The sequence below is a fragment of the Nocardia sp. NPDC050408 genome, from assembly GCF_044458905.1.
In the GTDB taxonomy this organism is placed as follows: domain Bacteria; phylum Actinomycetota; class Actinomycetes; order Mycobacteriales; family Mycobacteriaceae; genus Nocardia.
Genome location: NZ_JBITIL010000013.1, coordinates 38737 through 58892, shown reverse-complemented (window position 1 = coordinate 58892; position 20156 = coordinate 38737). Strand labels below are relative to the sequence as shown.

Genomic DNA, 20156 nt, shown 5'->3' with positions numbered 1-20156 from the left:
AATCGTCATGTCCACGACGACTGCCCGCCGAGCCGCCGACCACGACGGCCATCGGATCACGGTATCGGCCGACGACGGCACCCCGATCTCGGTCCGCACCTTCGGCGCCGACGATGCCCAGCTGACCGTCGTCTTCGTGCACGGTCACTGCCTGCGCGCCGAGTCCTGGTCATTTCTGCGCGATCAACTGCTGCGCCAATTGGGAATGGCAGCCGACGAAGTCGGCGAGGCGGATAAGTACAGCGGTTCGGATGTACGGATGGTCTTTTACGACCACCGTGGACACGGCGAGTCGGGCGTCGCCCATCACTCGACCTACACCATCGATCAACTCGGCCACGACCTCGACGCGGTGCTGCGCTCGGTCGCACCGACCGGCCCGATCATCCTCATCGGACATTCGATGGGCGCGATGGTCACCCTCGCCTACGCCCGGCTGTTCCCCGCGACCATCGGCACCCGGGTGGTCGGCGTCGGCCTGATCGCCGGTGCGGCCAATGGCATCACCGAGGTCGGACTCGGCCGTTTCCTGAATCGGCGTGCGGTGAACTCGTTGCAGCTCGTGGTGCAGCGCGCGCCCCGGTTCATGCAGGCCTCCAAGCGGTTGTCCCGCCGGATCCTCGAGCCGCTCACCCGCGAGGCGAATATGGGCACCAAGCGGACCAACCCGCGCATGGTCGCGGTGGCCGCGGCGATGATGAACGACACCCCGCTGCTCACCATGTCCAGCTTCCTGACCTCGCTGATGACCTTCGACGAGACCGCGTCGCTGCATCGACTCGGCGGCATTCCGGCGCTGGTCCTGGCCGGTTCGGCCGACATCGTTGTGCCCTTCGTGCATTCGGTGGTACTGGCCTCGCAACTGGCGGGCTCGGAGTTGGTGCGGCTCGACGGCGCGGGACACAGCGTGCATCTGGAGCGGGCCGAGGAGGTGGCATTGTCCATCGTCGCGCTGGTCGACCGGGTCATCACAGCCATGCAAGGTCATGGCCCCGGGTACGCCACCGCCAGCTGACCGGACACTTGTCGGAATCCACAACGGCCAGGTAGGCAACCCACGGCAATCCTTGGGCGGATCACCAAAATTGTGGCGCGACGAGCCAAAATCGAATTCCTCACGTACTGTGTTAAAGATCACGTTGTGTGGTGAGTCACACGACTCGATAGAGCGCGTTCACCAGGCAAACCATGGAACCAACCGCCACCCATCGAGTTCGTCTGTCCGCCAAGGAACACAGGAGGTATCGATGACACGCAGCGACATAGCGGAACTGCGCTACGCGGTCGGCCAGCTCCGGCAATCCATCGGCGCACTGCGCTCCCACTACGGCGACGCCAATTCGGTGCGACGACTGGAAAACGACCTCGAGCGGCTCGTCATCGATGCCGATGAACTCGAGCAGTCGCCGCCGCAGGAGATCACGCGCAGTCCGCAGGAGACCATCTACGTACCGGACAGCAAATCCGACGAAGCGGCATGGATGGGCGCACAGGACGAGGGCCTCGGCTTCCACTCCCGTCCGCGCACAAAGTAATTCGGTCCGCGGTCCCGCCTCGACGCCGAGCGGGTCCGCGACCGCAGCTGCTCGCTTTGCCGCTCTGATCTGCGCGGCATAACGGTTTCACCACCCTGCGTGGCGACCAAACCTAGATCGAATGTGGCAGAAATCACGGCCCCTCAGGCGGGTCGGCTTTGCCAGGACCCCGCTCGAGCGATAGCCGGGGTGTCGTATGGTGCTCAGCATCACATTCGATTGCGGAGGTCACGGGACCATCCGCACAGCAGATCAGCGAGGCATCCACCTGTGAGTGCCGCACCGACCGCCGCCCCGGAAACGGGCACCGGCGTCTTCAGCAAGACCAGGGCCGCCATCTCCGCGCGCACACTGCGTACCGACCGGTGGTGGGTCCCACCGCTGGTGACGGCCGTCGGACTAGCCGCGTTCGTCATCTACGCGACGATCAGATCGTATGTGCGAACGGCATATTGGGTTCCGGAGTACCACTACCTGACCCCGTTCTACTCACCATGTGTGAGCAGCGACTGCATCGAGGGTTCCAGCCATTTCGGCGCATGGTTCGGCCACATTCCGGCGATCCTGCCGCTGGGCTTCCTGGTGCTGCCGTTCCTGCTCGGCTTCCGGCTCACCTGCTACTACTACCGCAAGGCCTACTACCGCGCGGTGTGGTTCTCCCCGCCCGCGTGCGCGGTCGCCGAACCGCACGCCAAGTACACCGGCGAGACCAAACTGCCGCTGATCATCCAGAACGCGCACCGCTACTTCTTCTATGTGGCCGTGCTGGTTTCGCTGATCAACACCTATGACGCGATCACCGCGTTCCATGGCAAGACCGGCGGCTTCGGCTTCGGGCTCGGCAATATCGTGCTGGTCGGCAATGTGGTGCTGCTGTGGGCCTACACGCTGTCGTGCCATTCCTGCCGGCACATCATGGGCGGCAAGCTCAAGCACTTCTCCGGTCACCCGGTGCGGTACTGGTTCTGGACCCAGGTCTCCAAGCTCAATACCCGCCATATGGCGCTGGCCTGGACCACCCTCGGCACGCTGGCGCTGACCGACTTCTACGTGATGTTGGTTGCCAGCGACACGATTTCGGATCTGCGGTTCATCAACTAACCGCCCTCACAAACCAGGAGTTTCGCGGCCATGCCAGAAGTGGAACGGCACAAGTACGACGTCGTCGTCATCGGTGCCGGGGGCGCCGGACTGCGCGCGGTGATCGAAGCACGCGAACACGGTCTTTCCGTCGCGGTGGTGTGCAAGTCGTTGTTCGGCAAGGCGCACACCGTGATGGCCGAGGGCGGATGCGCCGCCTCGATGGGTAATGCCAATGAAAAGGACAGTTGGCAAGTCCATTTCAAGGACACCATGCGCGGTGGCAAGTTCCTCAACAACTGGCGCATGGCCGAATTGCACGCCCAGGAAGCACCCGACCGGGTCTGGGAGCTGGAAACCTATGGGGCGCTGTTCGATCGGACCGCAGACGGCCGGATCAGCCAGCGCAACTTCGGTGGCCACACCTACCCGCGGTTGGCGCACGTCGGCGACCGCACCGGACTCGAGATCATCCGGACCATGCAGCAGAAGATCGTTTCGCTGCAGCAGGAGGATTTCGCCGAGACCGGCGACTACGAGTCGCGCATCAAGGTTTTCGCCGAATGCACCATCACCGAATTGCTCAAGGACGGCGACCGGATCGCCGGTGCGTTCGGATACTGGCGCGAGTCCGGCCGGTTCGTGCTGTTCGAGGCGCCGGCGGTGGTGGTCGCGACCGGCGGAATCGGCAAGTCCTACAAGGTCACCTCGAACTCGTGGGAGTACACCGGTGACGGCCACGCGCTGGCACTGCGGGCCGGCGCGACGCTGATCAATATGGAGTTCCTGCAGTTCCATCCGACCGGCATGGTCTGGCCGCCCAGTGTTAAGGGCATTCTGGTCACCGAGGGTGTGCGCGGTGACGGTGGGGTGCTCAAGAACACCGAAGGCAAGCGGTTCATGTTCGAGTACATTCCGCCGGTCTTCAAGGGGCAATACGCCGAAACCGAGGAAGAGGCCGATCAGTGGTTGCGCGATAACGACTCCGCCCGCCGCACACCGGATCTGCTGCCGCGCGACGAAGTGGCCCGCGCCATCAACTCGGAGGTGAAGGAGGGGCGCGGCACCGAACACGGTGGCGTGTACCTGGATATCGCCTCGCGACTGCCTGCCGAGGAGATCCGTCGGCGGCTGCCCTCGATGCACCACCAGTTCAAAGAGCTTGCGGACGTGGATATTACGAAGGAGCCGATGGAGGTCGGTCCGACGTGCCACTACGTGATGGGTGGAATCGAGGTCGATCCGGATACCGGTGCGGCAACCGTGCCCGGATTGTTCGCCGCGGGCGAGTGTTCCGGCGGGATGCACGGCTCGAACCGGCTCGGCGGCAATTCGCTGTCCGATCTGCTGGTATTCGGTCGACGGGCCGGACTCGGCGCCGCCTCCTACGTCGAACAACTGTCCGCGCGCCCCGCGGTGGCCGATGCCGATATCGACGCGGCCGCGAAAGCCGCTGTTGCGCCGTTCGATCCGCCCGCCGAAGGGGCGGGGGAGAACCCCTACACACTGCACACCGATCTGCAGCAGGCCATGAACGATCTGGTCGGCATCATCCGCAAGGAACATGAATTGCAGGAGGCCATCGAGCGCCTCGCCGCACTGCGGACCCGCTTCGACAGCGTGACGGTGGAGGGCCATCGGCAGTTCAATCCGGGCTGGCATCTCGCCCTCGACCTGCGCAATATGCTGCTGATCAGCGAATGTGTCGCGCAGGCGGCACTTTTGCGAACCGAAAGTCGCGGCGGACACACCCGCGACGATTTCCCCGCAATGGATCCGGAGTGGCGCAACAAGTTGTTGGTGTGCGCGATCGATCCCGCCGATGCGGATGGACCGGTGCCCGGCGTGCGGGTCACCCCGGAGGACCAGATCCCGATGCGAGCCGATCTGCTCGCGCTCTTCGATCTGGGTGAACTAGAAAAATATTACAACCCAGCCGAACTTGCCTCCCATCCGGCAGATTCGGTTTCGGCCACGGAAGGCGAGGCGTAAGAATGGGTTACGACGCCAAATTCCGCGTGTGGCGCGGTGATATCGACGGCGGGGAATTGCACGACTTCACCGTCCAGGTGAACGAGGGCGAGGTGGTGCTCGACATCATCCACCGGCTGCAGGCCACCCAGGCGCCGGATCTCGCGGTGCGGTGGAATTGTAAAGCGGGTAAATGCGGTTCGTGTTCGGCCGAGGTGAACGGTCGGCCGCGGCTGCTGTGCATGACCCGGATGTCGACCTTCCAGCCGGAGGAGTTGATCACCGTCACGCCGATGCGCACCTTCCCGGTGATCCGGGATCTGGTGACCGATGTGTCGTTCAACTACCAGAAGGCTAGGGAGATACCATCTTTCACGCCGCCGGTGGATCTGAAGCCGGGCGACTACCGGATGCAGCAGGTCGATGTGGAGCGCTCCCAGGAGTTCCGCAAGTGCATCGAATGTTTCCTGTGCCAGAACACCTGTCACGTGGTCCGCGACCACGAGGAGAACAAGGAGGCGTTCGCCGGTCCGCGCTTCCTGATGCGGATCGCCGAATTGGAGATGCATCCGCTCGATGTGGCCGACCGTCGCGATCTGGCTCAGGAAGAGCAGGGGCTCGGGCTCTGCAATATCACCAAATGCTGTACCGAGGTCTGCCCGGAGCATATCAAGATCACCGATAATGCCCTGATTCCGATGAAGGAACGGGTGGCGGACAAGAAGTACGATCCGCTGGTCTGGTTGGGCAACAAGCTTTTCCGGCGCTGATCAACCGATACTGGACCACCGGCCGGGTCAGGAATACCCGGCCGGTCGGCGCACCCTTACAACAACGCGACAACACCGACGGCGACGACCCACACGAGCACCCCGACGAAAAGTGCCGAGAGGAACGAGCCGGTCAGGACGAATACGCCGACCGCGGCCACCGCGAAAAGCAGTGCCACGATCAGCCATTCAATCCAATCGCCCGGCCGCAGTTTCTTGTACCGAGGATGGGAACTCTTGAGCCCACGGTCCACAAGATATGGGCTACCCGTAATGACCCTCGGCAAACGCGATTTCGTTGTCGAATCTGCGCTGTTTCGTGATCTTCCCGAGCACATCCGATCAATACGTCGGGATCCGGTCTGCCTTTATATGACCGGACCCGGCGGGCACGACACCGCCGGGTCGATCGCCCTACGACTGCGGCCGGTCGAACTCACCATCGTGCACACCCGCCGTGAACGCGGCCCATTCACCGGGGGTGAAGACCAGGACCGGCCCGTCCGGGTCCTTACCGTCGCGCAGCGCGACGTGCCCGGCATCCAATAGCGCCACTTCGACGCTGTCCTTACCCGCGCCCTCCCCGGCCTTACGCCAGACCGCGCCGCTCAAATCTACTTTCGCGCCCTCATTGATGCTCACGCCCGCAACTCCTCAGAACTCGCCGCCCGCAACACCTGCGGTGAAAGCGTCCCATGCGCCCGTGTCGAAGACGAGGGCAGGTCCACCGGGATTTTTGCTGTCGCGTACGCCGACCCGGCCGCCCGCCAGAAAGGCGACCTCGACGCAGTCCTTGCCGGCACCGCTACGCGTGCTCTTGAACCATTGCGCGCCAACCAAATCCAAACTCATGCCACATACTCCTTCGCTATCTGCCGGAGCAGATGTCTACTGGGTTGAATATCCAGCGCGCAGCGCTGGAGGCACTCGTGCGCACGATCGTACCGCCGTACATCAGCATGTCTTTCGAGGTAGAGATCCCCCGTGAAGCCCTCCGCGTACACCACCGGCGGCTCGATCGGCTGACCCTTGCTATCAATACCGAATTCGAGAATTGTGAACGGTCCGGTAGACACTCCGAGCGGAACACCGGCCGCGAACGGCAGGATACGCAGGGAGATATTGGGTTGGGTGCTGATATCGGCAAGATGACGTAGCTGCGCCGCCATCACTTTGGCGCCACCGACCACTCGACGCAAAACCGACTCGTGCAGGACTACATTCACCGTTGCCGGTGCGGCCTTGCGGTTGATCAAAGCCTGGCGCTGCATACGCAATTGGACGCGGCGCTCGATCTCGGCGTCCGAATCATCCGGATAGCCAAGGCGATTGAGGGCTCTGGCGTAGTCGGCAATCTGAAGTAGGCCCAGTACGATTTCGGACTGGTAGGAGGTGAGTTTTCGGGCCGACGCCTCCAAACCGACATAGACGTCGAAGTTTTCGGGGATCAGATCGCCGTAGGCATGCCACCAGCTCTTGACGGCGGCTTGCTGGGCCAGGCCCTTCAGACCATCGGATAATTCGTCCGGTATGCCGTAGATGCGACACAGTTCTTGGATATCGATGGTTCGAATGCGGTCGGCCTGGCCTTTTTCCAAGCGCTGCAACGTGCTGGCGCCCCACTCCATCAGCCTGGACGCTTCCGCGATGGTGAGACCCGACTGGGTGCGCCAGTCCCGGAGGTATCTGCCGAGCTGGCGCCTGGGTAGAGTGGAGGCGGCGTTCTCAGGGGTTAGCCGGTCCGAGGTTTCCGACGCTCTTACCGAATTCGCTGACACAGCACGCTCCGTTCTGTATTCAATTGCGAGGTTCGCGGGTCCCTATGTGGTTACGCAGGCTTGCGCCTCCGGGCCCATCGCTCACGTCGCGGCCTCGGATGCAAACCGAACGGTTGCTCCGGGGTGACCCACAAGCTCGGTTCCCCGTCACTTCGCTTGGGCAGAGGGCTCTTTCGTCCACTATGGAGAATCCTCCCTTCCCTGCTGGGTTTTGTGCTGGGAATTCGCCTCAAATCTTTGGATATCCACGAAGGACACTGTTCGCAACCTGCCGCGATGGTGTGCTGGAAGTGTGCCCGGAGCGGAACAGGAGCCTTTCCCTCCTCCTGTGAAACCTCCGGGCGCGCACAGTATTCAATGGCGACGCTCGCGGCGCCCTCCGTGGTCACGCAAGCTACCGGCCTCCGGGCGCGTCGCGACCGTCGCAATTCAATGGCGACGCTCGCGGCGCCCTCCGTGGTCACGCAAGCTACCGCCTCCGGGCGCGTCGCGACCGTCGCAGGAATCGCACGTAGGAACGAGGAGTCATGGCTGTAAGTGTCATAGCATCGTCCTTGATGACCAGCGATTTGACCCCGCATCGCGCCCGTAGCGTCGGGCAGGAGAGCTGGGTGGTTTCCTATTTGCCCGGACGCACGCTGACCTGTGACCAGGCGGTTGCCGCACTCAAGGTTGCTGAGGTGGTGCCATCGCTGTTCGCCGCGGTCGGCGATCTCGCGGACGAGGTCGGCCTGACCGTACTCGAGGCGCTGGGCATGGCGGTTCGACAGGCACCGTGGGATCAGGGACCGATCTCCCGGTACACCCGACAAGTCCGCGCGGTACGCCGCCGGGCGGAGGTCGCCTGATGCAACTCACCAACCTGCACATGCCGGTCGCATCCCTATTGGCCTGCGGAAACGACCCCGGTGTGCTGACAATCGAACAAGCCCACGCCGCGATGCAGTTGCATATCGACTGCACCGTCGACCGGTGCCGGGTCCGCCGTGCGGCGCGGACCACGCTGGTCGAGGCGGGCAAATGTGTGCTGGACGAGCGCGCCCTGCCGTTATGAGCCCGGCTGCCGAGCCGCCGGGCGTACCGGAGGTGCTTGCCGACTGCATTCGGGTGTTGCGCTGGGTGACCGCCGAGTCCCTGGCACATCGACGTCGCGCTGTCGGGCTGACGAAATACGGCCTGCCGAAACGAATGGTCCGGCGGATCCGCTCAGTGCCAGGTGTGATCGGTGAGCGGGGTGCGCGGGCCGAACTTCGGCTTGTGCGCGTAACCACTGATCTCCAGCAGTCGGACGGCCCGATAGCGATGCGGCCGTAGCGGTTCCAGATATTCGACCATCGCGTTGTCGTCGATGGGTTCACCGAGCAGGGTCCAGCCGACGATGGCCGACAGGTGGTAGTCGCCGACCGAGAGGGCATCCGCGTCACCGAAGGCGCGCTGCCCGATCTCGGCGGCGGTCCACACCCCGATACCGGGCAACGTGCGCAGGCGACGGGCGGCTTCGGCCGGACTTTCGGCCGCCGCCCGCTCCAGCGCGTCCGCCACCCGGGCCGCGCGCACGATCGTCTGCGCGCGCTGCGGCCCGACATTGGCGCGATGCCAGGTCCAGGACGGGATCTTGCGCCAAGTGTCGGCGTCGGGCGGCAGCAGCAGTCCGACGGGCGCCGGGCCCGGTGCGGAAGATCCGAACTGTCGCACCAGCTTTCGCCACGACGCGCGGGCGGAGACGGTGTGCACCTTCTGTTCCAGTACGGCAGGCACCAAGGCCTCGAAGACCAGGCCGGTGCGCAGCATGCGCAGACCGGGAAAGCGGCGATGCGCGTCGACAATCTTCGGATGTTCGGGGGCGAAGTCCGAGACGTCCTCGTCCAGACAGAGCATGTGGTCGAGTCGGTCGAGGAATTCGGGCGCACCGGGCCCCCAGGCGCGAGCGTCGATGGTGTGGCGATCGGCCTGGGTCAGGCGGTAGGTGACCGAGCCGGAGGGCATCCGGGAGGCGTGCCAGTGCGCGCCGTCGCGGGTGACCTGGTGACATGGGTCGCCGCTGCCGCGGGACAGGGGCGCGAGGGTAGACGCGAGATCGATCGGCCGTTCGGTAGTGACCGAGCGCAGCGAGGGAACCATCAGCGTCTGATTGCGCACCGCCTCATTGTGCCCCGGTAGATGTGCGGCGAGCGCGCCGGCCTCGAACGTTGCCCGGCTCACAATTGTTTCGGCCCGAATGTGCGATTCGCCATACAGATTCGGCATAATCGCAGATCCCAGCTATTTTGTAACGCGAAGAATAAGTGGGCCGATATTGATGCGTTCGGCAAACAGCTGGCAGTCACCATAACGGAGGTATGAAATGATCACCAACGTGCTCAACTGGTTGCTCAATGCCTGGGGCGGGGTTTCCGCGGGCAGCTCGGGTTACCAGATTCCGCCGGGCACGCTGCCGTTCGGCAGCTGAGCCTCATTCGCCGAGCAGGAATTGCGCGAGGTGTAGACCTCGGCGGCCGTTCAGCTGCATGGCCTGGGTTCGACACGAGAACCCGTCGGCTATCAGTATCGAATCATCGCCGGTATTCCGCAACGCTGGGAGCAAGCCATTCTCGGCAACGGCGACCGAAATGTCGTAATGGCCGGATTGCATTCCGAAGTTTCCGGCCAGACCGCAGCATCCAGTGACCTCTGTCACATTTATCTGCATGCTGGCTAACATTCGGCGATCTTCGTCGAAGCCGAGGACGGCATGGTGATGGCAATGCGGTTGGACAACCACCGACTGTCCCAGTCGTGGTGGCGGGTGCCAGTTCGGCTGTTCGGCAAGGAATTCGGCGAGTGTGCGCACAGCGGCGGCGGTCGCGGCCGCGCGCGGGTCCTCCGGTAGCAGTTCCGGCAGGTCCGCGCGCAGGACCGCGGTGCATGACGGCTCGAGCCCGACGACGATGCCACCCCCGCGCACATGCTCCTCCAGTTCGGTGAGTGTCGCGCGCAGCCGGGCCCGAGCGCCGTCGAGCTGTCCGGTACTGATCCAGGTGAGACCGCAGCACACGCGCCGCCGCGGTATGCGGACTCGGTAGCCGAGGGATTCCATCAGTTGCACTGCGGCCTGCGCTATTTCGGGGTCGAAGGCATCGGTGAAGGTGTCGACCCACAGGAGCACTTCGGGCGCTCCGTCCGAATCCGCCCGGTCGTGCCAGCTCCTGCGGAAACTGCGGTCGGCGAGTCGCGGTAGGTCACGTCGCGGATCAATTCCGCCCGCACGCAAGGCGATTCGGCGCAACCACCCGATTTCGGCCAGCGCATTCGCCGCTCGCGGCATACGACCCGCGACACCGAGCCAGCGCGGCAACCACCCCAGAGCGTAGTGATCGATGGGACGCGGGCGACGCCGGTAGCGGCGATAGAGTGCCTCGGATTTGTAGGCCGCCATATCGACCCCGGCCGGACAGTCGGAGCGACATGCCTTGCAGGACAGGCATAGATCGAGCGATTCGGCGACCGCCTCGGAAGACCAGGGGAGTGCGCCGCGGACCACCTCCTGCAGCACGCGCGCGCGGCCGCGGGTGCTGTCCTTCTCGTCGGCGGTGGCCAGATATGACGGGCACATGAAGCCCCCCGTCGCACGGGTGTCGGCGCGGCATTTGCCGATGCCGACGCAGCGATGCACGGCGGTGGCGATATCGCCGTTGTCGTGTGGAAAAGCGAAACCAGCTGGACCCGCGATCGGTCGCACTCCGACCAGCCGCAGATCAGCATCGATAGGTCGTGCGGCGACGAGGACGCCCGGGTTCAGCACATCGTCCGGATCGAAGAGCGCCTTGTATCCGGCGAATACGTCCAGTGCGTCCTGGGAGTACATGATCGAGAGCAATTCCGAGCGGGCCCGGCCGTCGCCGTGCTCACCGGAGAGCGAGCCGCCGTAGCGGACCACGAGCTCGGCAGCATCCTGTATGAAGTTCCGAAAGCGTTGCGGCGCATTCGCAATCGGCAGATCGAGGCGGACGTGGATACAGCCGTCGCCGACGTGACCGTAGAGCAGTCCGTCCACGCCGTGGTCTTTTGTCAGCGCGGCAAAGTCACGCAGATACGCACCGAGATGTTCGGGCGGGACGGCCGCATCCTCCCAGCCCGGCCAGGCCGGATGACCCGCCGGAGTGCGACCCGCCAGTCCGGCACCCTCCGCCCGGATTCGCCAAAGTGCCGCGGCGACACCGGGATCGGTGACGATCCTGGAGTCCAGCGCGGCTACGGTTCGGCAGAGCTTCTCGGCCGCGGCATACGCCTCGGCGGGAGTATCACCGGCGGACTCGACGAACAGCCAACCGCTACCGCGCGGCAGTTCCGGCACACCACTGGTGGACCCGCGGTGCACGCGCACGATATCGACCAGTCGCGCGTCGATGCCCTCTACAGCAATCGGGTCGCAGGCCATTACGGCCGCGACATCGTCTGCGGCCGTGGCGATATCGGGATAGCCGAGCACGGTGAGGACGGTTGCCCGCGGCAACGGGACCAGATCTACCGTCGCTTCGAGCAGCAACCCGCAGGTCCCCTCGGTGCCGACGAACGACTTCGCAACCGCCGAACCGCGTTCCGGCAGTAGATGTTCCAGCCCATAGCCGGAGGCCTGCCGATCGAATCGGCCGAGTTCGGTACGGATCACCTCGAGACTCGCCCTGGTGAATGCGGGCAGGCCCGGAATTACCGACGGGTCGGCCGCCAGCGTCCGCTCGGTTCCCGTCCCATCGAGAATGCGCAGCTCACGCACATTATCCGCGGTCCGCCCCCACGCCACCGCATGCGGCCCGCACGCATTGTTGCCGATCATCCCGCCCAGCGTGCACCGATTCTGCGTCGACGGATCGGGCCCGAACCGCAGTCCGTGTACCCCGGCATTCCGCTGTAATTCGGCGAGCACAACACCGGGCTGGACGCGTGCGGTGCGCTTTTCCGGATCCAGCTCGCCGATGCCATTCATATACCGACTGAAGTCCACCACGATCCCGGGACCGACAGCATTACCCGCCACCGAAGTCCCCGCACCCCGCGCGGTAACCGTCAGTCCATTACCCCGTGCGAATTCGAGCGTATGCGCCACATCCTCGACCCCGCGCGGAAAAACGACCGCAGTCGGAAGTACCCGATAATTCGACGCATCGCAGGAGTACTCGGCACGCCGACGCGCGGACGCATCCACCTCGCCCGCGATCACGCGCCCCAGCGCCACCACCAACCGCTGCACACCCACCCCGCAAGCCTATGCACGTACTTCCCCCAGCACCCGCGTCCCACCGCCACAAATCCAGGTTCTCTCGGATCCGGGCCCGCTGTGTGCCGAGCATTTCAGGCGGTCGGGCGGGGACGGCGCAGGAGCCAAGCCAGCAACGATCGCCGCGCCGGGCGCGGATACTTCGCCACCACGGCCCCGGAACCGATCTCGCCGTCGACTCGCAGCAGCGGCGATCCGGGCAGACTGCCCTCGGTCACCTTGTTCTTGATGGTGCCGCTCTTGGCCTGCACCCGATCGAGGTCGACCCGCCAGCCGCGCGGCACGATCAACTGGACCGTGCCGGAACCCACGGCGACATGCACCGCGACCTCACGATGCGGGCACATCGCCTGGGTGAAGTCGATCTTGATACCGCCGGAGCTGCATTCGGCCGTGATTTCGGCCGGGACGATCCACGCGCCGTCCTTCACCCGCGCCCCGCTGCCGGTGCGCAGTTCGATGGGTTCGCGTGCCGCCGCGATCACCGGAAGATCGGCCGTGATGGCGAGGAGTTCCTGCGTCGTCTGCGCCGAATAGACCGCGACCAGCCGTTTATCCAGCTCGAGCAGATCGAGTTGCCCTTCGTCGACGGCGAGCTGCAGCTGTTTTGCCGCGACCTCGCGATCGATATCGCCGACCCGAACCGCGGGCAGGTTCTCCGGTGCGTCGGTCATACGACATGCTCCCCTTGCTCGTCCTGACCGAAATCGTACGGACGGCTCGTTTGCGAGTCGACCACGGACATTCGTGGCCAATTTCCGCTGCTTGTCATGGTCATGCGGTAAGACCTATATATGCCCAGGTGGCTGCTGCACGTCGATCTCGACCAGTTCCAAGCGGCGGTGGAATTCCGCCGCCATCCGGAGCTGCGCGGCCTGCCGGTCATCGTCGGCGGCAATGGCGATCCCGACGAACCTCGCAAGGTGGTGACCTGCGCGTCGTATCCGGCCAGGGCATTCGGCGTGCGCGCCGGGATGGCGTTGCGCTCGGCCAAGCGCAAATGTCGCGACGGGATCTTCCTCCCATTGGATATGGCCACCTATGAGGAGGCATCCGAGGAGGTCATGGCGCTGCTGCGGACCTTTCCCGGCCGCGTCGAGGTATGGGGCTGGGACGAGGCCTTCCTAGCCGCCGATACCGACGATCCGGAGCAGCTCGCACGCGAAATCCGCAGCGCCATTGCCCAATTGGAGCTGACATGTGCGATCGGCATCGGCGACAACAAGCTAACGGCCAAGCTGGCGACCGGGTTCGCCAAATCCGCCGGTAAGTCCTCGGCCGAACCCGCCGACACCGATGGTGCGGCGGCGGGCATCTTCCGGCTCACCGCCGCGAACTGGGTCGAGGTGATGGCGCACCGTCCGACGAATGCGCTGTGGGGCATCGGAAATCGGATCGCCGCGCGAATGGCCGAACTCGGCATCGAAACCATCGCCGACCTGATGGCGGCCGACCGGCAGCGCCTCGCCGCCGAATTCGGTCCCAATACCGGCCCGTATTTCTGGGTGCTCGGCCACGGTAAGGGCGATACCGATGTCACCACAGAGCCGCGAATTCCGGTGGGCCGCAGTAAATCCGAGACATTCCCACACGACCTGACCGATCCCGAGGAGATCCGCGCACAGGTGGCGCGACTGGCCACCGAGGTAGGCGAGGAGATGGCCGCCGCGGGCCGCATCCCGCAGCGCGTCTCGGTGACCGTCCGCAGCAATACCTTCTACACCCGCAGTAAACAGGAGAAACTCCCCGAGCCGACCACCGATATCGCAGCCATCGTGGAAACCGCGCTGCGCATTATCGACCGATTCGAACTCGATCGCCCGGTTCGGCTGCTCGGCGTCCGCCTCGAACTCCTACCGCAATAGCCGGGGCGAAGATCCACCCCGGTGCCGGCTGACGCTCGTATGCTCGTCGGCATGGAGTTCTGGGCGATGGTGGCACAAGAATCGGACAGCGGGATCGTGCTCACGCGGCGGCAGGTCAACGAGGACTTCCTCGGGCCGGGTGAGGTCACGATCAAGGTGCACTACTCGAGCGCGAACTACAAGGACGGGCTGGCGATCACCGCGGGCGGTGGCGTGGTCCGGAACTATCCGATCATCCCCGGCATCGATATCACCGGTGAGGTCGTCACCTCCGAGGTCGAGGATTTCGCACCCGGTGACCAGGTGGTGGCACACGGCTACGACATCGGCGTATCGCATCACGGCGGCTTCGCCGAATACGCGAGAGTTCCCGCCGACTGGGTGGTCGAGCTCGACGGTCTCAGCACCCGAGACGCGGCCGTACTCGGCACCGCCGGTTTCACCGCCGCACTCAGCGTGCAGGGTTTGCTCGATCACGAACTCACCCCGGAGACGGGTGCAGTGCTGGTCACTGGTGCGACGGGCGGTGTCGGCAGCGTGGCCATCGATATCCTGTCGGGCCTCGGCTTCGAGGTGATCGCCTCCACTGGGAAGACCGACGCGGGAGATCGGCTGGCCGAACTCGGCGCGAACGAAGTGATCGGCCGGTTGCCGGCGGATCCCGATGCGAAACTGCGTCCACTATCGAAGGCCACCTGGGCCGGTGCCGTGGACAGCGTTGGCGGCAAATCCCTCGCCTATATCCTCAGCGCGATCGGCTACGGCGGTGTGGTCGCGGTCAGCGGCCTCACCGGCGGCTCGGATCTGCCGACCACCGTCATGCCGTTTATCCTGCGCGGCGTATCGCTGCTGGGCATCGACTCCGCGTACGTTCCGATCGACAAGCGGCGCGCGCTGTGGGCTCGACTCGCCAATGAGTTGCGGCCCCAGCACCTTTCGACCATCGAGAATTTCGCTCCTATTACCGAGGCCGAGAAGGTCCTGCACACCATTCAGCATGGCGGCCACTCCGGTCGCACCGTGTTCGGCGTCGCCGGGGAATTCTGACGGTACCCACCGAAGCCCGGATCCGAGCAGGGCTTCGGCGGGTTCGGGCTCAGGCCGCGACTTCGACCGGCTCGTCCGCGAACTGCGTGCGGTACAGCTGCGCGTAGCGTCCGTCGGCGGCGAGCAGTTGGGTGTGCGTGCCACGCTCCACGATTCGGCCGTCCTCGAGCACCAGGATCTGGTCGGCGGCGCGAATAGTGGAGAGCCGATGTGCGATGACCAGTGCGGTTCGGCCATCCAGTGCCTCGGAAAGCGCCTCTTGGACAGCGGCTTCCGAGGTCGAATCCAGCGAGGCGGTCGCCTCGTCGAGGATTACCACGCGTGGTTGCTTGAGCAGCAGCCTGGCAATGGTCAGCCGCTGGCGTTCACCGCCGGAAAGGCGGTAGCCGCGTTCGCCGACGACGGTATCCAGGCCGTCCTGCAGTGACGTCACCAGCTCACGTAACCGCGCCCGCTGCAGCGCATCCCACAGCTCGGCCTCGGTGGCCTCCGGTCGGGCAAGCAGCAGATTGGCGCGGATGGTGTCGTGGAACAGGTGGCCGTCCTGGGTGACCAGGCCGACGGTGTCCCGGATGGAGGTCGTGGTCAGATCGCGCACATCGGTACCGTTGAGCCGCACGGCTCCCCCATCTACGTCGTAGAGCCGGGAAACGAGTTGGGCCACAGTGGATTTCCCGGCACCCGAGGAACCGACCAGTGCGACGAGCTGACCGGGCTCGGCCCGCAGCGACACATTGTGCAGCACCTCGACCCCGCCGCGGGTATCCAGCGTCGCAACATCTTCGAGCGAGGCGAGCGACACTTTATCGGCTGAGGGGTAGCCGAAGGTGACGTTATCCAGTTCGACGGCGACCGGACCTTCGGGCACCGTGACGGCCTCCGGTGCGTCCTCGATCAGCGGTTTCAGATCCAGCACCTCGAAGACCCGCTCGAAGCTCACCAGCGCGGACATGATTTCCATCCGGGCGCTGGCGAGTGCGGTGAGCGGAGTGTAGAGGCGGGTCAGCAGCAGCGAAAGCGACACCACCGCACCGGCATCCAACTGGCCGCGCAGCGCGTACCACCCGCCGAGTCCGTAGACCAGTGCCAGAGCCAGGGCCGAAACCAGGGTCAGCGAGGTGACGAAAACCGTCTGCAGCATTGCCGTGCGTACCCCGATATCGCGCACTCGACGCGCCCGCAGCGCGAATTCGTCCGACTCCTGCTGGGGCCGTCCGAACAGCTTCACCAGCGTCGCGCCCGGTGCGGAGAAGCGTTCGGTCATCTGGGTGCTCATCGCCGCATTGAGGCCCGCGGCCTCCCGCTGCAATCCGGCCAGCCGATTGCCCATCCGCCGCACCGGAACCACGAAAACCGGCAGCAGCACCAGCGCGAGCAGCGTGATCTGCCAGGAGATGCGGACCATGACGGCGACGGTGAGCGCGAGGGTCACCAGATTCGTGACGACACCGGAGAGCGTGTCGCTGAACGCGCGCTGCGCCCCGATCACATCGCTGTTCAGGCGGCTGACCAGCGCGCCGGTGCGGGTCCGGGTGAAGAACGCGATGGGCATCTTCTGCACATGATCGAACACGGCAGTGCGCAGATCCAGGATCAGCCCCTCGCCGATCCGCGAGGACAGCCAGCGGATGATCACCCCGAGCGCGGCATCGACCACCGCGAGCCCGGCGATCAGGATCGCGAGGGTGACCACGACGCGCGGCGCCGCGCCACCGACGATGTCGTTGACCACCCGACCCGCCAGCACCGGCGTCGCTACCGCGAGCAGCGCGGACACCACGCTGAACAGCAAGAACGCGCCGATCCGGCGGCGGTGCGGGCGCGCGAACCGCAGAATGCGCCGCGCCGTCGCGAGCCGGAACGGCCGCTGCTCCTGTGGCGCGTTCGCCCGCCGATACATCTGGCTCCACGCCACCGATTCGATACTCACCGTGCTGCTCCCTCTCGCTCCCCACCCATCGAATACCTGGCCACCGACACTAAGACCTCAACAAAGGTTGAGTGCAAGCCCATTCCGCGCGGATTCCGCGCACAGCGAAACCCGCGCTGGTGGCCGGACCGGATCAGGCCTTGGGCATCTACCCCCCGTCATAGGTTGCGACAGCCTGCGAAGTGCCGGAGCAGCCAGTCCTCGAAGCATGGATCGGATACCGCGAGCGCCCACAGCGTGCCGGCTCCATCGGCGCCCTTTCGACGAACCACGTCGCGCCAGCCTTGTGCCGCCCGCAAAACAGAACTAAATTCTGGTCATGAAGATTCGGGATCGGTTGCTGCTGGCGGCCGAGCGACAGTTCGCGGAGCGGGGGACGTTGGAGACCACGCTGACCCAGATCCGCGACGCGGCGGGGGCAAGTGTCGGCGCGCTCTACCACCACTTTCCGGATAAGGCGGAGCTGTATCGCGAGGTGTGGACGCATGCGCTCGCCGATTATCAGGAGCACTTCTGGGTGGTCGTCGGCGAAAGTACCGATGCGCGGGCGGGTGTGACCGCAGGCGTCATCGAACATCTCCGGTGGGTTACCGACAATCAGTACCGCGCAAAGGTGCTCACCTCGGCTCGGCCGCCCGGCATCCGAGATAGCGACAGCAATCGTGAATTCCTGCGCAATGTATTGCGCTGGTGGCGCACCCACGCCCGCTACGGCGCGGTGCGCGATCTCGATTTCGACCTCGTCTACGCACTGTGGCTGGGCCCGGCGCAGGAGTACTCGCGGCACTGGCTCGGCGGTGAAATCCGCACGGCACCAATCGATGTCGCGCACGAACTAGCCGAGGCCGCCTGGCAAGCACTGGGTAACGACTGAACGGAGCCATCCATGCCAACGATCACCCTCGACCTGGATCTCGCGAAGCAGGTACTCGCCGCGCAGCCGTTCGCACAGTTGGTCGGTACCGAACTCACCGCATTCGGCAATGGCGCGGCGACACTCGTCATTCCCATTCGTCCCGAACTGGGCCAGCAATTCGGCTTCGTACACGGCGGTGTGGTGTCCTATGCGGCCGATAACGCCCTCACCTTCGCCGCTGGAACGGTACTCGGCGCCAATGTACTGACCGGCGGTTTCACCATTACCTACCTGCGGCCCGCCGCAGGTACCCGGCTGCGCGCCGAGGCCACCGTAACCGGGTCGACGCGCCGCCAAGCCGTCGTCGCGTGCGAAATCTATGCCGAACGTCCGGACTCCGAACCGGTGCTGTGCGCGGTCGCTCAGGGCACTGCGCGCTCGGTCGAACGCGAACTCGGCAACTGAGCATCCGCTGACCAGCCCATGAGCGACCGCAAGGTGGTGACCAGCGAGCCGGGATGCAACCCCTCGTCGGAGCGCGCGGCCACATGCCCATCCGGGCGCACCAGCAGCGCACCACCCGCCGGCAGATCGGTGCAGGCACCCCACTCGGCGCCCAAGCCGTGCACCGCGATCTCGATACCGGTTTCGCGCTGCGCATCGGCCGCGCCATCACGCCAGGCAGCCGAATTTCCGGCGATCAGAATCGCGTAGCCGGGTCCACAGAGATCTAACGTCGAGGTGGCGTGCTCGGCGTCGAGCCAGAAGTGCGGCAGTCGCGTTCCGACCTGTCCGGTCAGCCGCTCGACGTGCGGCTCGACCCATTCGATGCAATCGGCGGGTTTGCGCGATACCGCGCTCGAGCAGTACCTGAATCGCATCATGACCGCCCCGAAGTCCAACCGCCGCGCCAAAATGTCCGCGTTGTCAGGGGTTTCGATGCCGTAGCGGGTTTCGAAGTCGGCCGCCAGATTGGCCTGTTCGGCGGCGATGATCGCACGTGACCACCGTTCGGCCTGATAGGAATCGAGGAGTGCGGGTCCGCCCGTACCCGACAGCACGGCGGCCAGTTTCCAGACCAGGTTATGCGCGTCGGCGACACCGGTATTGCCGCCGAAACCACCCCAGGGCGCGTGCCGGTGGGCAGCATCGCCGGTGAGGAAGACGCGCCCGCGCCGGTACTCGTCGGCCACGAAACTAGCGGTGTCCCAAGCACTTCGCGCCAGTACCTCGACCTCGATATCGGGCACGCCGATCGCGGCACGGATCAGCTCGACACAGCGCTCGTCCGGATAGTCCGCGGCCGTCTCACGGGTCGGATCGTATTGGAGCTGGAAGGACCATTCGTCGGTGTTGTTCTTGGACAGGACAAGTCCGCGCATGGTGTCATTGCTGATCTCGCACTGGCTGAAGGTGCGATCGCCGAGCACACCCGTAAGATCGGTCCGCACAAAGACATTGATGTAGTGATGCGTCGGTGGCACCTCCCAGCCCGCGATATCCAATGCCCGACGGATCGGGCTGGCCGCACCGTCGGCCGCGATGAGGTAGTCGGCCCGGATAACCGAGCTGCGGCCCGATTCGTCACGCACGGTCGCCGTGACACCCGCGTCATCGGCCTCGAAATCGATGAGCTCGACCCCGAATCGGAGATCACCACCGCGTTCGCGTGCCTGCGCCGCGAGTACCGGCTCGAGCAGCACCTGGGGCAGGAAGCAGAACTGCGATGGGCTTGGATCGGCCGCCGCCATTGCCGCCCGCAAGTGGCTGAGGTCCAGCGGCTCGGCCGTGATCAGACTGGTGCCCCGCCGCGCACCACCGAAACTGCCCGCACGCAACGCGGTCGCGGCGGCCTGCTCGACCTGTCCCTCGACACCGACCTGGCGCAACAGCTCGGAGGTCCTGGTATGCAGGCCGCGGGCCTTGGGCAACGCCGAAACCTTGGTCCGTTTTTCGACGAGAACATAAGGGACATCGTGGTATTCGAGGAACAGCGCGGCCGATAGCCCGACCAGGCCGCCACCGACAACGAGAACGGGAATCCGCTGCGTAGAAGTCATGCCACGATCA

General features: G+C 65.1%; 20 protein-coding genes. 11 read left to right on the top strand and 9 right to left on the bottom strand.

Translation table 11 applies throughout. The features are described from left to right. Nucleotides 1–7: 7 nt before the first annotated feature. The 5 genes from ACIBJI_RS29610 (at nucleotide 8) to ACIBJI_RS29590 (ending at nucleotide 5356) form a co-directional block, all read left to right on the top strand. Nucleotides 8–1015 carry an alpha/beta hydrolase gene (locus ACIBJI_RS29610; RefSeq protein ID WP_364348920.1) on the top strand — a complete coding sequence of 336 codons (1008 nt, stop codon included), beginning with the start codon at nucleotides 8–10 and terminating at the stop codon, nucleotides 1013–1015. Nucleotides 1016–1247: 232 nt separating this feature from the next. Beyond that, on the top strand, nucleotides 1248–1535 hold the full coding sequence (locus ACIBJI_RS29605) for a hypothetical protein (RefSeq protein ID WP_364348923.1): 288 nt from the start codon (nucleotides 1248–1250) through the stop codon (nucleotides 1533–1535). Nucleotides 1536–1805: 270 nt separating this feature from the next. Beyond that, nucleotides 1806–2636, top strand: a complete 831-nt coding sequence (locus ACIBJI_RS29600; protein ID WP_364348926.1) for a hypothetical protein — start codon at nucleotides 1806–1808, stop codon at nucleotides 2634–2636. A gap of 30 nt (nucleotides 2637–2666) precedes the next feature. Next, nucleotides 2667–4607, top strand: a complete 1941-nt coding sequence (locus ACIBJI_RS29595) for a fumarate reductase/succinate dehydrogenase flavoprotein subunit (RefSeq protein WP_364348929.1) — start codon at nucleotides 2667–2669, stop codon at nucleotides 4605–4607. A gap of 2 nt (nucleotides 4608–4609) precedes the next feature. Further along, the gene (locus ACIBJI_RS29590; protein WP_364348932.1) at nucleotides 4610–5356 is read left to right on the top strand and encodes a succinate dehydrogenase/fumarate reductase iron-sulfur subunit; all 747 of its coding nucleotides are present in this window, start codon (nucleotides 4610–4612) and stop codon (nucleotides 5354–5356) included. A gap of 56 nt (nucleotides 5357–5412) precedes the next feature. On the opposite strand, the gene ACIBJI_RS29585 is transcribed toward ACIBJI_RS29590, so the two are convergent. From ACIBJI_RS29585 to ACIBJI_RS29570, 4 genes are all read right to left on the bottom strand, one after another. After that, the gene (locus tag ACIBJI_RS29585) at nucleotides 5413–5535 is read right to left on the bottom strand and encodes a hypothetical protein (protein WP_364348935.1); all 123 of its coding nucleotides are present in this window, start codon (nucleotides 5533–5535) and stop codon (nucleotides 5413–5415) included. Nucleotides 5536–5770: 235 nt separating this feature from the next. Then, nucleotides 5771–5998 (bottom strand): DUF397 domain-containing protein, encoded by a 228-nt coding sequence (locus tag ACIBJI_RS29580; RefSeq protein ID WP_364348938.1) that lies wholly within the window; start codon nucleotides 5996–5998, stop codon nucleotides 5771–5773. A gap of 12 nt (nucleotides 5999–6010) precedes the next feature. Next, the gene (locus tag ACIBJI_RS29575; RefSeq protein ID WP_364348941.1) at nucleotides 6011–6208 is read right to left on the bottom strand and encodes a DUF397 domain-containing protein; all 198 of its coding nucleotides are present in this window, start codon (nucleotides 6206–6208) and stop codon (nucleotides 6011–6013) included. Then, nucleotides 6205–7134 (bottom strand): helix-turn-helix transcriptional regulator, encoded by a 930-nt coding sequence (locus ACIBJI_RS29570; protein WP_364348944.1) that lies wholly within the window; start codon nucleotides 7132–7134, stop codon nucleotides 6205–6207. The genes ACIBJI_RS29575 and ACIBJI_RS29570 overlap by 4 nt, the downstream gene beginning before the upstream one ends. A 557-nt stretch (nucleotides 7135–7691) precedes the next feature. Here ACIBJI_RS29570 and ACIBJI_RS29565 point away from each other — a divergent pair. Together ACIBJI_RS29565 and ACIBJI_RS29560 are read left to right on the top strand one after the other, a co-directional pair. After that, nucleotides 7692–7982 carry a hypothetical protein gene (locus tag ACIBJI_RS29565; RefSeq protein WP_307678042.1) on the top strand — a complete coding sequence of 97 codons (291 nt, stop codon included), beginning with the start codon at nucleotides 7692–7694 and terminating at the stop codon, nucleotides 7980–7982. After that, nucleotides 7982–8188, top strand: coding sequence for a hypothetical protein (locus tag ACIBJI_RS29560; protein WP_327094871.1), 207 nt, complete (start codon nucleotides 7982–7984; stop codon nucleotides 8186–8188). Before ACIBJI_RS29565 ends, ACIBJI_RS29560 begins: the two co-directional genes overlap by 1 nt. A 152-nt stretch (nucleotides 8189–8340) precedes the next feature. On the opposite strand, the gene ACIBJI_RS29555 is transcribed toward ACIBJI_RS29560, so the two are convergent. The 3 genes from ACIBJI_RS29555 to ACIBJI_RS29545 all read right to left on the bottom strand — a co-directional run bounded on the left by ACIBJI_RS29555 (nucleotide 8341) and on the right by ACIBJI_RS29545 (nucleotide 13062). Beyond that, a complete protein-coding gene (locus ACIBJI_RS29555) occupies nucleotides 8341–9255 on the bottom strand; it encodes a DNA-3-methyladenine glycosylase family protein (protein ID WP_397086833.1) in 915 nt (304 codons plus the stop codon). A gap of 331 nt (nucleotides 9256–9586) precedes the next feature. Further along, entirely contained in the window at nucleotides 9587–12367 is a 2781-nt protein-coding gene (locus ACIBJI_RS29550; RefSeq protein WP_397086776.1) for an FAD-binding and (Fe-S)-binding domain-containing protein, read from the bottom strand. A gap of 95 nt (nucleotides 12368–12462) precedes the next feature. Continuing rightward, nucleotides 12463–13062 (bottom strand): DUF1707 domain-containing protein, encoded by a 600-nt coding sequence (locus ACIBJI_RS29545; protein ID WP_364348952.1) that lies wholly within the window; start codon nucleotides 13060–13062, stop codon nucleotides 12463–12465. Between the two features lie 120 nt (nucleotides 13063–13182). Here ACIBJI_RS29545 and ACIBJI_RS29540 point away from each other — a divergent pair, with 120 nt between their 5' ends. Together ACIBJI_RS29540 and ACIBJI_RS29535 are read left to right on the top strand one after the other, a co-directional pair. Further along, a complete protein-coding gene (locus ACIBJI_RS29540; RefSeq protein WP_396958769.1) occupies nucleotides 13183–14253 on the top strand; it encodes a DNA polymerase IV in 1071 nt (356 codons plus the stop codon). Nucleotides 14254–14304: 51 nt separating this feature from the next. Then, complete coding sequence (locus tag ACIBJI_RS29535) at nucleotides 14305–15300, top strand: oxidoreductase (RefSeq protein WP_397086774.1); 996 nt, start codon at nucleotides 14305–14307, stop codon at nucleotides 15298–15300. 49 nt (nucleotides 15301–15349) lie between these two features. On the opposite strand, the gene ACIBJI_RS29530 is transcribed toward ACIBJI_RS29535, so the two are convergent. Further along, nucleotides 15350–17230 carry an ABC transporter ATP-binding protein gene (locus tag ACIBJI_RS29530; RefSeq protein WP_364348961.1) on the bottom strand — a complete coding sequence of 627 codons (1881 nt, stop codon included), beginning with the start codon at nucleotides 17228–17230 and terminating at the stop codon, nucleotides 15350–15352. Between the two features lie 319 nt (nucleotides 17231–17549). On the opposite strand from ACIBJI_RS29530, the gene ACIBJI_RS29525 reads away from it, so the two are divergent. Together ACIBJI_RS29525 and ACIBJI_RS29520 are read left to right on the top strand one after the other, a co-directional pair. Beyond that, nucleotides 17550–18104 (top strand): TetR family transcriptional regulator, encoded by a 555-nt coding sequence (locus ACIBJI_RS29525; RefSeq protein ID WP_364348964.1) that lies wholly within the window; start codon nucleotides 17550–17552, stop codon nucleotides 18102–18104. A 12-nt stretch (nucleotides 18105–18116) separates the two neighbouring features. After that, the gene (locus ACIBJI_RS29520; protein ID WP_364348967.1) at nucleotides 18117–18551 is read left to right on the top strand and encodes a PaaI family thioesterase; all 435 of its coding nucleotides are present in this window, start codon (nucleotides 18117–18119) and stop codon (nucleotides 18549–18551) included. Here the strand turns inward: ACIBJI_RS29520 and ACIBJI_RS29515 are convergent. Then, nucleotides 18509–20146 carry an FAD-dependent monooxygenase gene (locus ACIBJI_RS29515; RefSeq protein ID WP_396958768.1) on the bottom strand — a complete coding sequence of 546 codons (1638 nt, stop codon included), beginning with the start codon at nucleotides 20144–20146 and terminating at the stop codon, nucleotides 18509–18511. The genes ACIBJI_RS29520 and ACIBJI_RS29515 overlap by 43 nt on opposite strands. Nucleotides 20147–20156: the final 10 nt, after the last annotated feature.

What these genes read in the sequence shown, in the direction of transcription:
- ACIBJI_RS29555 (WP_397086833.1), bottom strand. Translation starts at nt 9,255, where the DNA reads ATGGTTCCCTCGCTGCGCTCGGTCACTACCGAACGGCCGATCGATCTC.
- ACIBJI_RS29610 (WP_364348920.1), top strand. Translation starts at nt 8, where the DNA reads ATGTCCACGACGACTGCCCGCCGAGCCGCCGACCACGACGGCCATCGG.
- ACIBJI_RS29590 (WP_364348932.1), top strand. Translation starts at nt 4,610, where the DNA reads ATGGGTTACGACGCCAAATTCCGCGTGTGGCGCGGTGATATCGACGGC.
- ACIBJI_RS29595 (WP_364348929.1), top strand. Translation starts at nt 2,667, where the DNA reads ATGCCAGAAGTGGAACGGCACAAGTACGACGTCGTCGTCATCGGTGCC.
- ACIBJI_RS29575 (WP_364348941.1), bottom strand. Translation starts at nt 6,208, where the DNA reads ATGAGTTTGGATTTGGTTGGCGCGCAATGGTTCAAGAGCACGCGTAGC.
- ACIBJI_RS29535 (WP_397086774.1), top strand. Translation starts at nt 14,305, where the DNA reads ATGGAGTTCTGGGCGATGGTGGCACAAGAATCGGACAGCGGGATCGTG.
- ACIBJI_RS29545 (WP_364348952.1), bottom strand. Translation starts at nt 13,062, where the DNA reads ATGACCGACGCACCGGAGAACCTGCCCGCGGTTCGGGTCGGCGATATC.
- ACIBJI_RS29525 (WP_364348964.1), top strand. Translation starts at nt 17,550, where the DNA reads ATGAAGATTCGGGATCGGTTGCTGCTGGCGGCCGAGCGACAGTTCGCG.
- ACIBJI_RS29540 (WP_396958769.1), top strand. Translation starts at nt 13,183, where the DNA reads ATGCCCAGGTGGCTGCTGCACGTCGATCTCGACCAGTTCCAAGCGGCG.
- ACIBJI_RS29520 (WP_364348967.1), top strand. Translation starts at nt 18,117, where the DNA reads ATGCCAACGATCACCCTCGACCTGGATCTCGCGAAGCAGGTACTCGCC.
- ACIBJI_RS29605 (WP_364348923.1), top strand. Translation starts at nt 1,248, where the DNA reads ATGACACGCAGCGACATAGCGGAACTGCGCTACGCGGTCGGCCAGCTC.
- ACIBJI_RS29560 (WP_327094871.1), top strand. Translation starts at nt 7,982, where the DNA reads ATGCAACTCACCAACCTGCACATGCCGGTCGCATCCCTATTGGCCTGC.
- ACIBJI_RS29515 (WP_396958768.1), bottom strand. Translation starts at nt 20,146, where the DNA reads ATGACTTCTACGCAGCGGATTCCCGTTCTCGTTGTCGGTGGCGGCCTG.
- ACIBJI_RS29565 (WP_307678042.1), top strand. Translation starts at nt 7,692, where the DNA reads ATGACCAGCGATTTGACCCCGCATCGCGCCCGTAGCGTCGGGCAGGAG.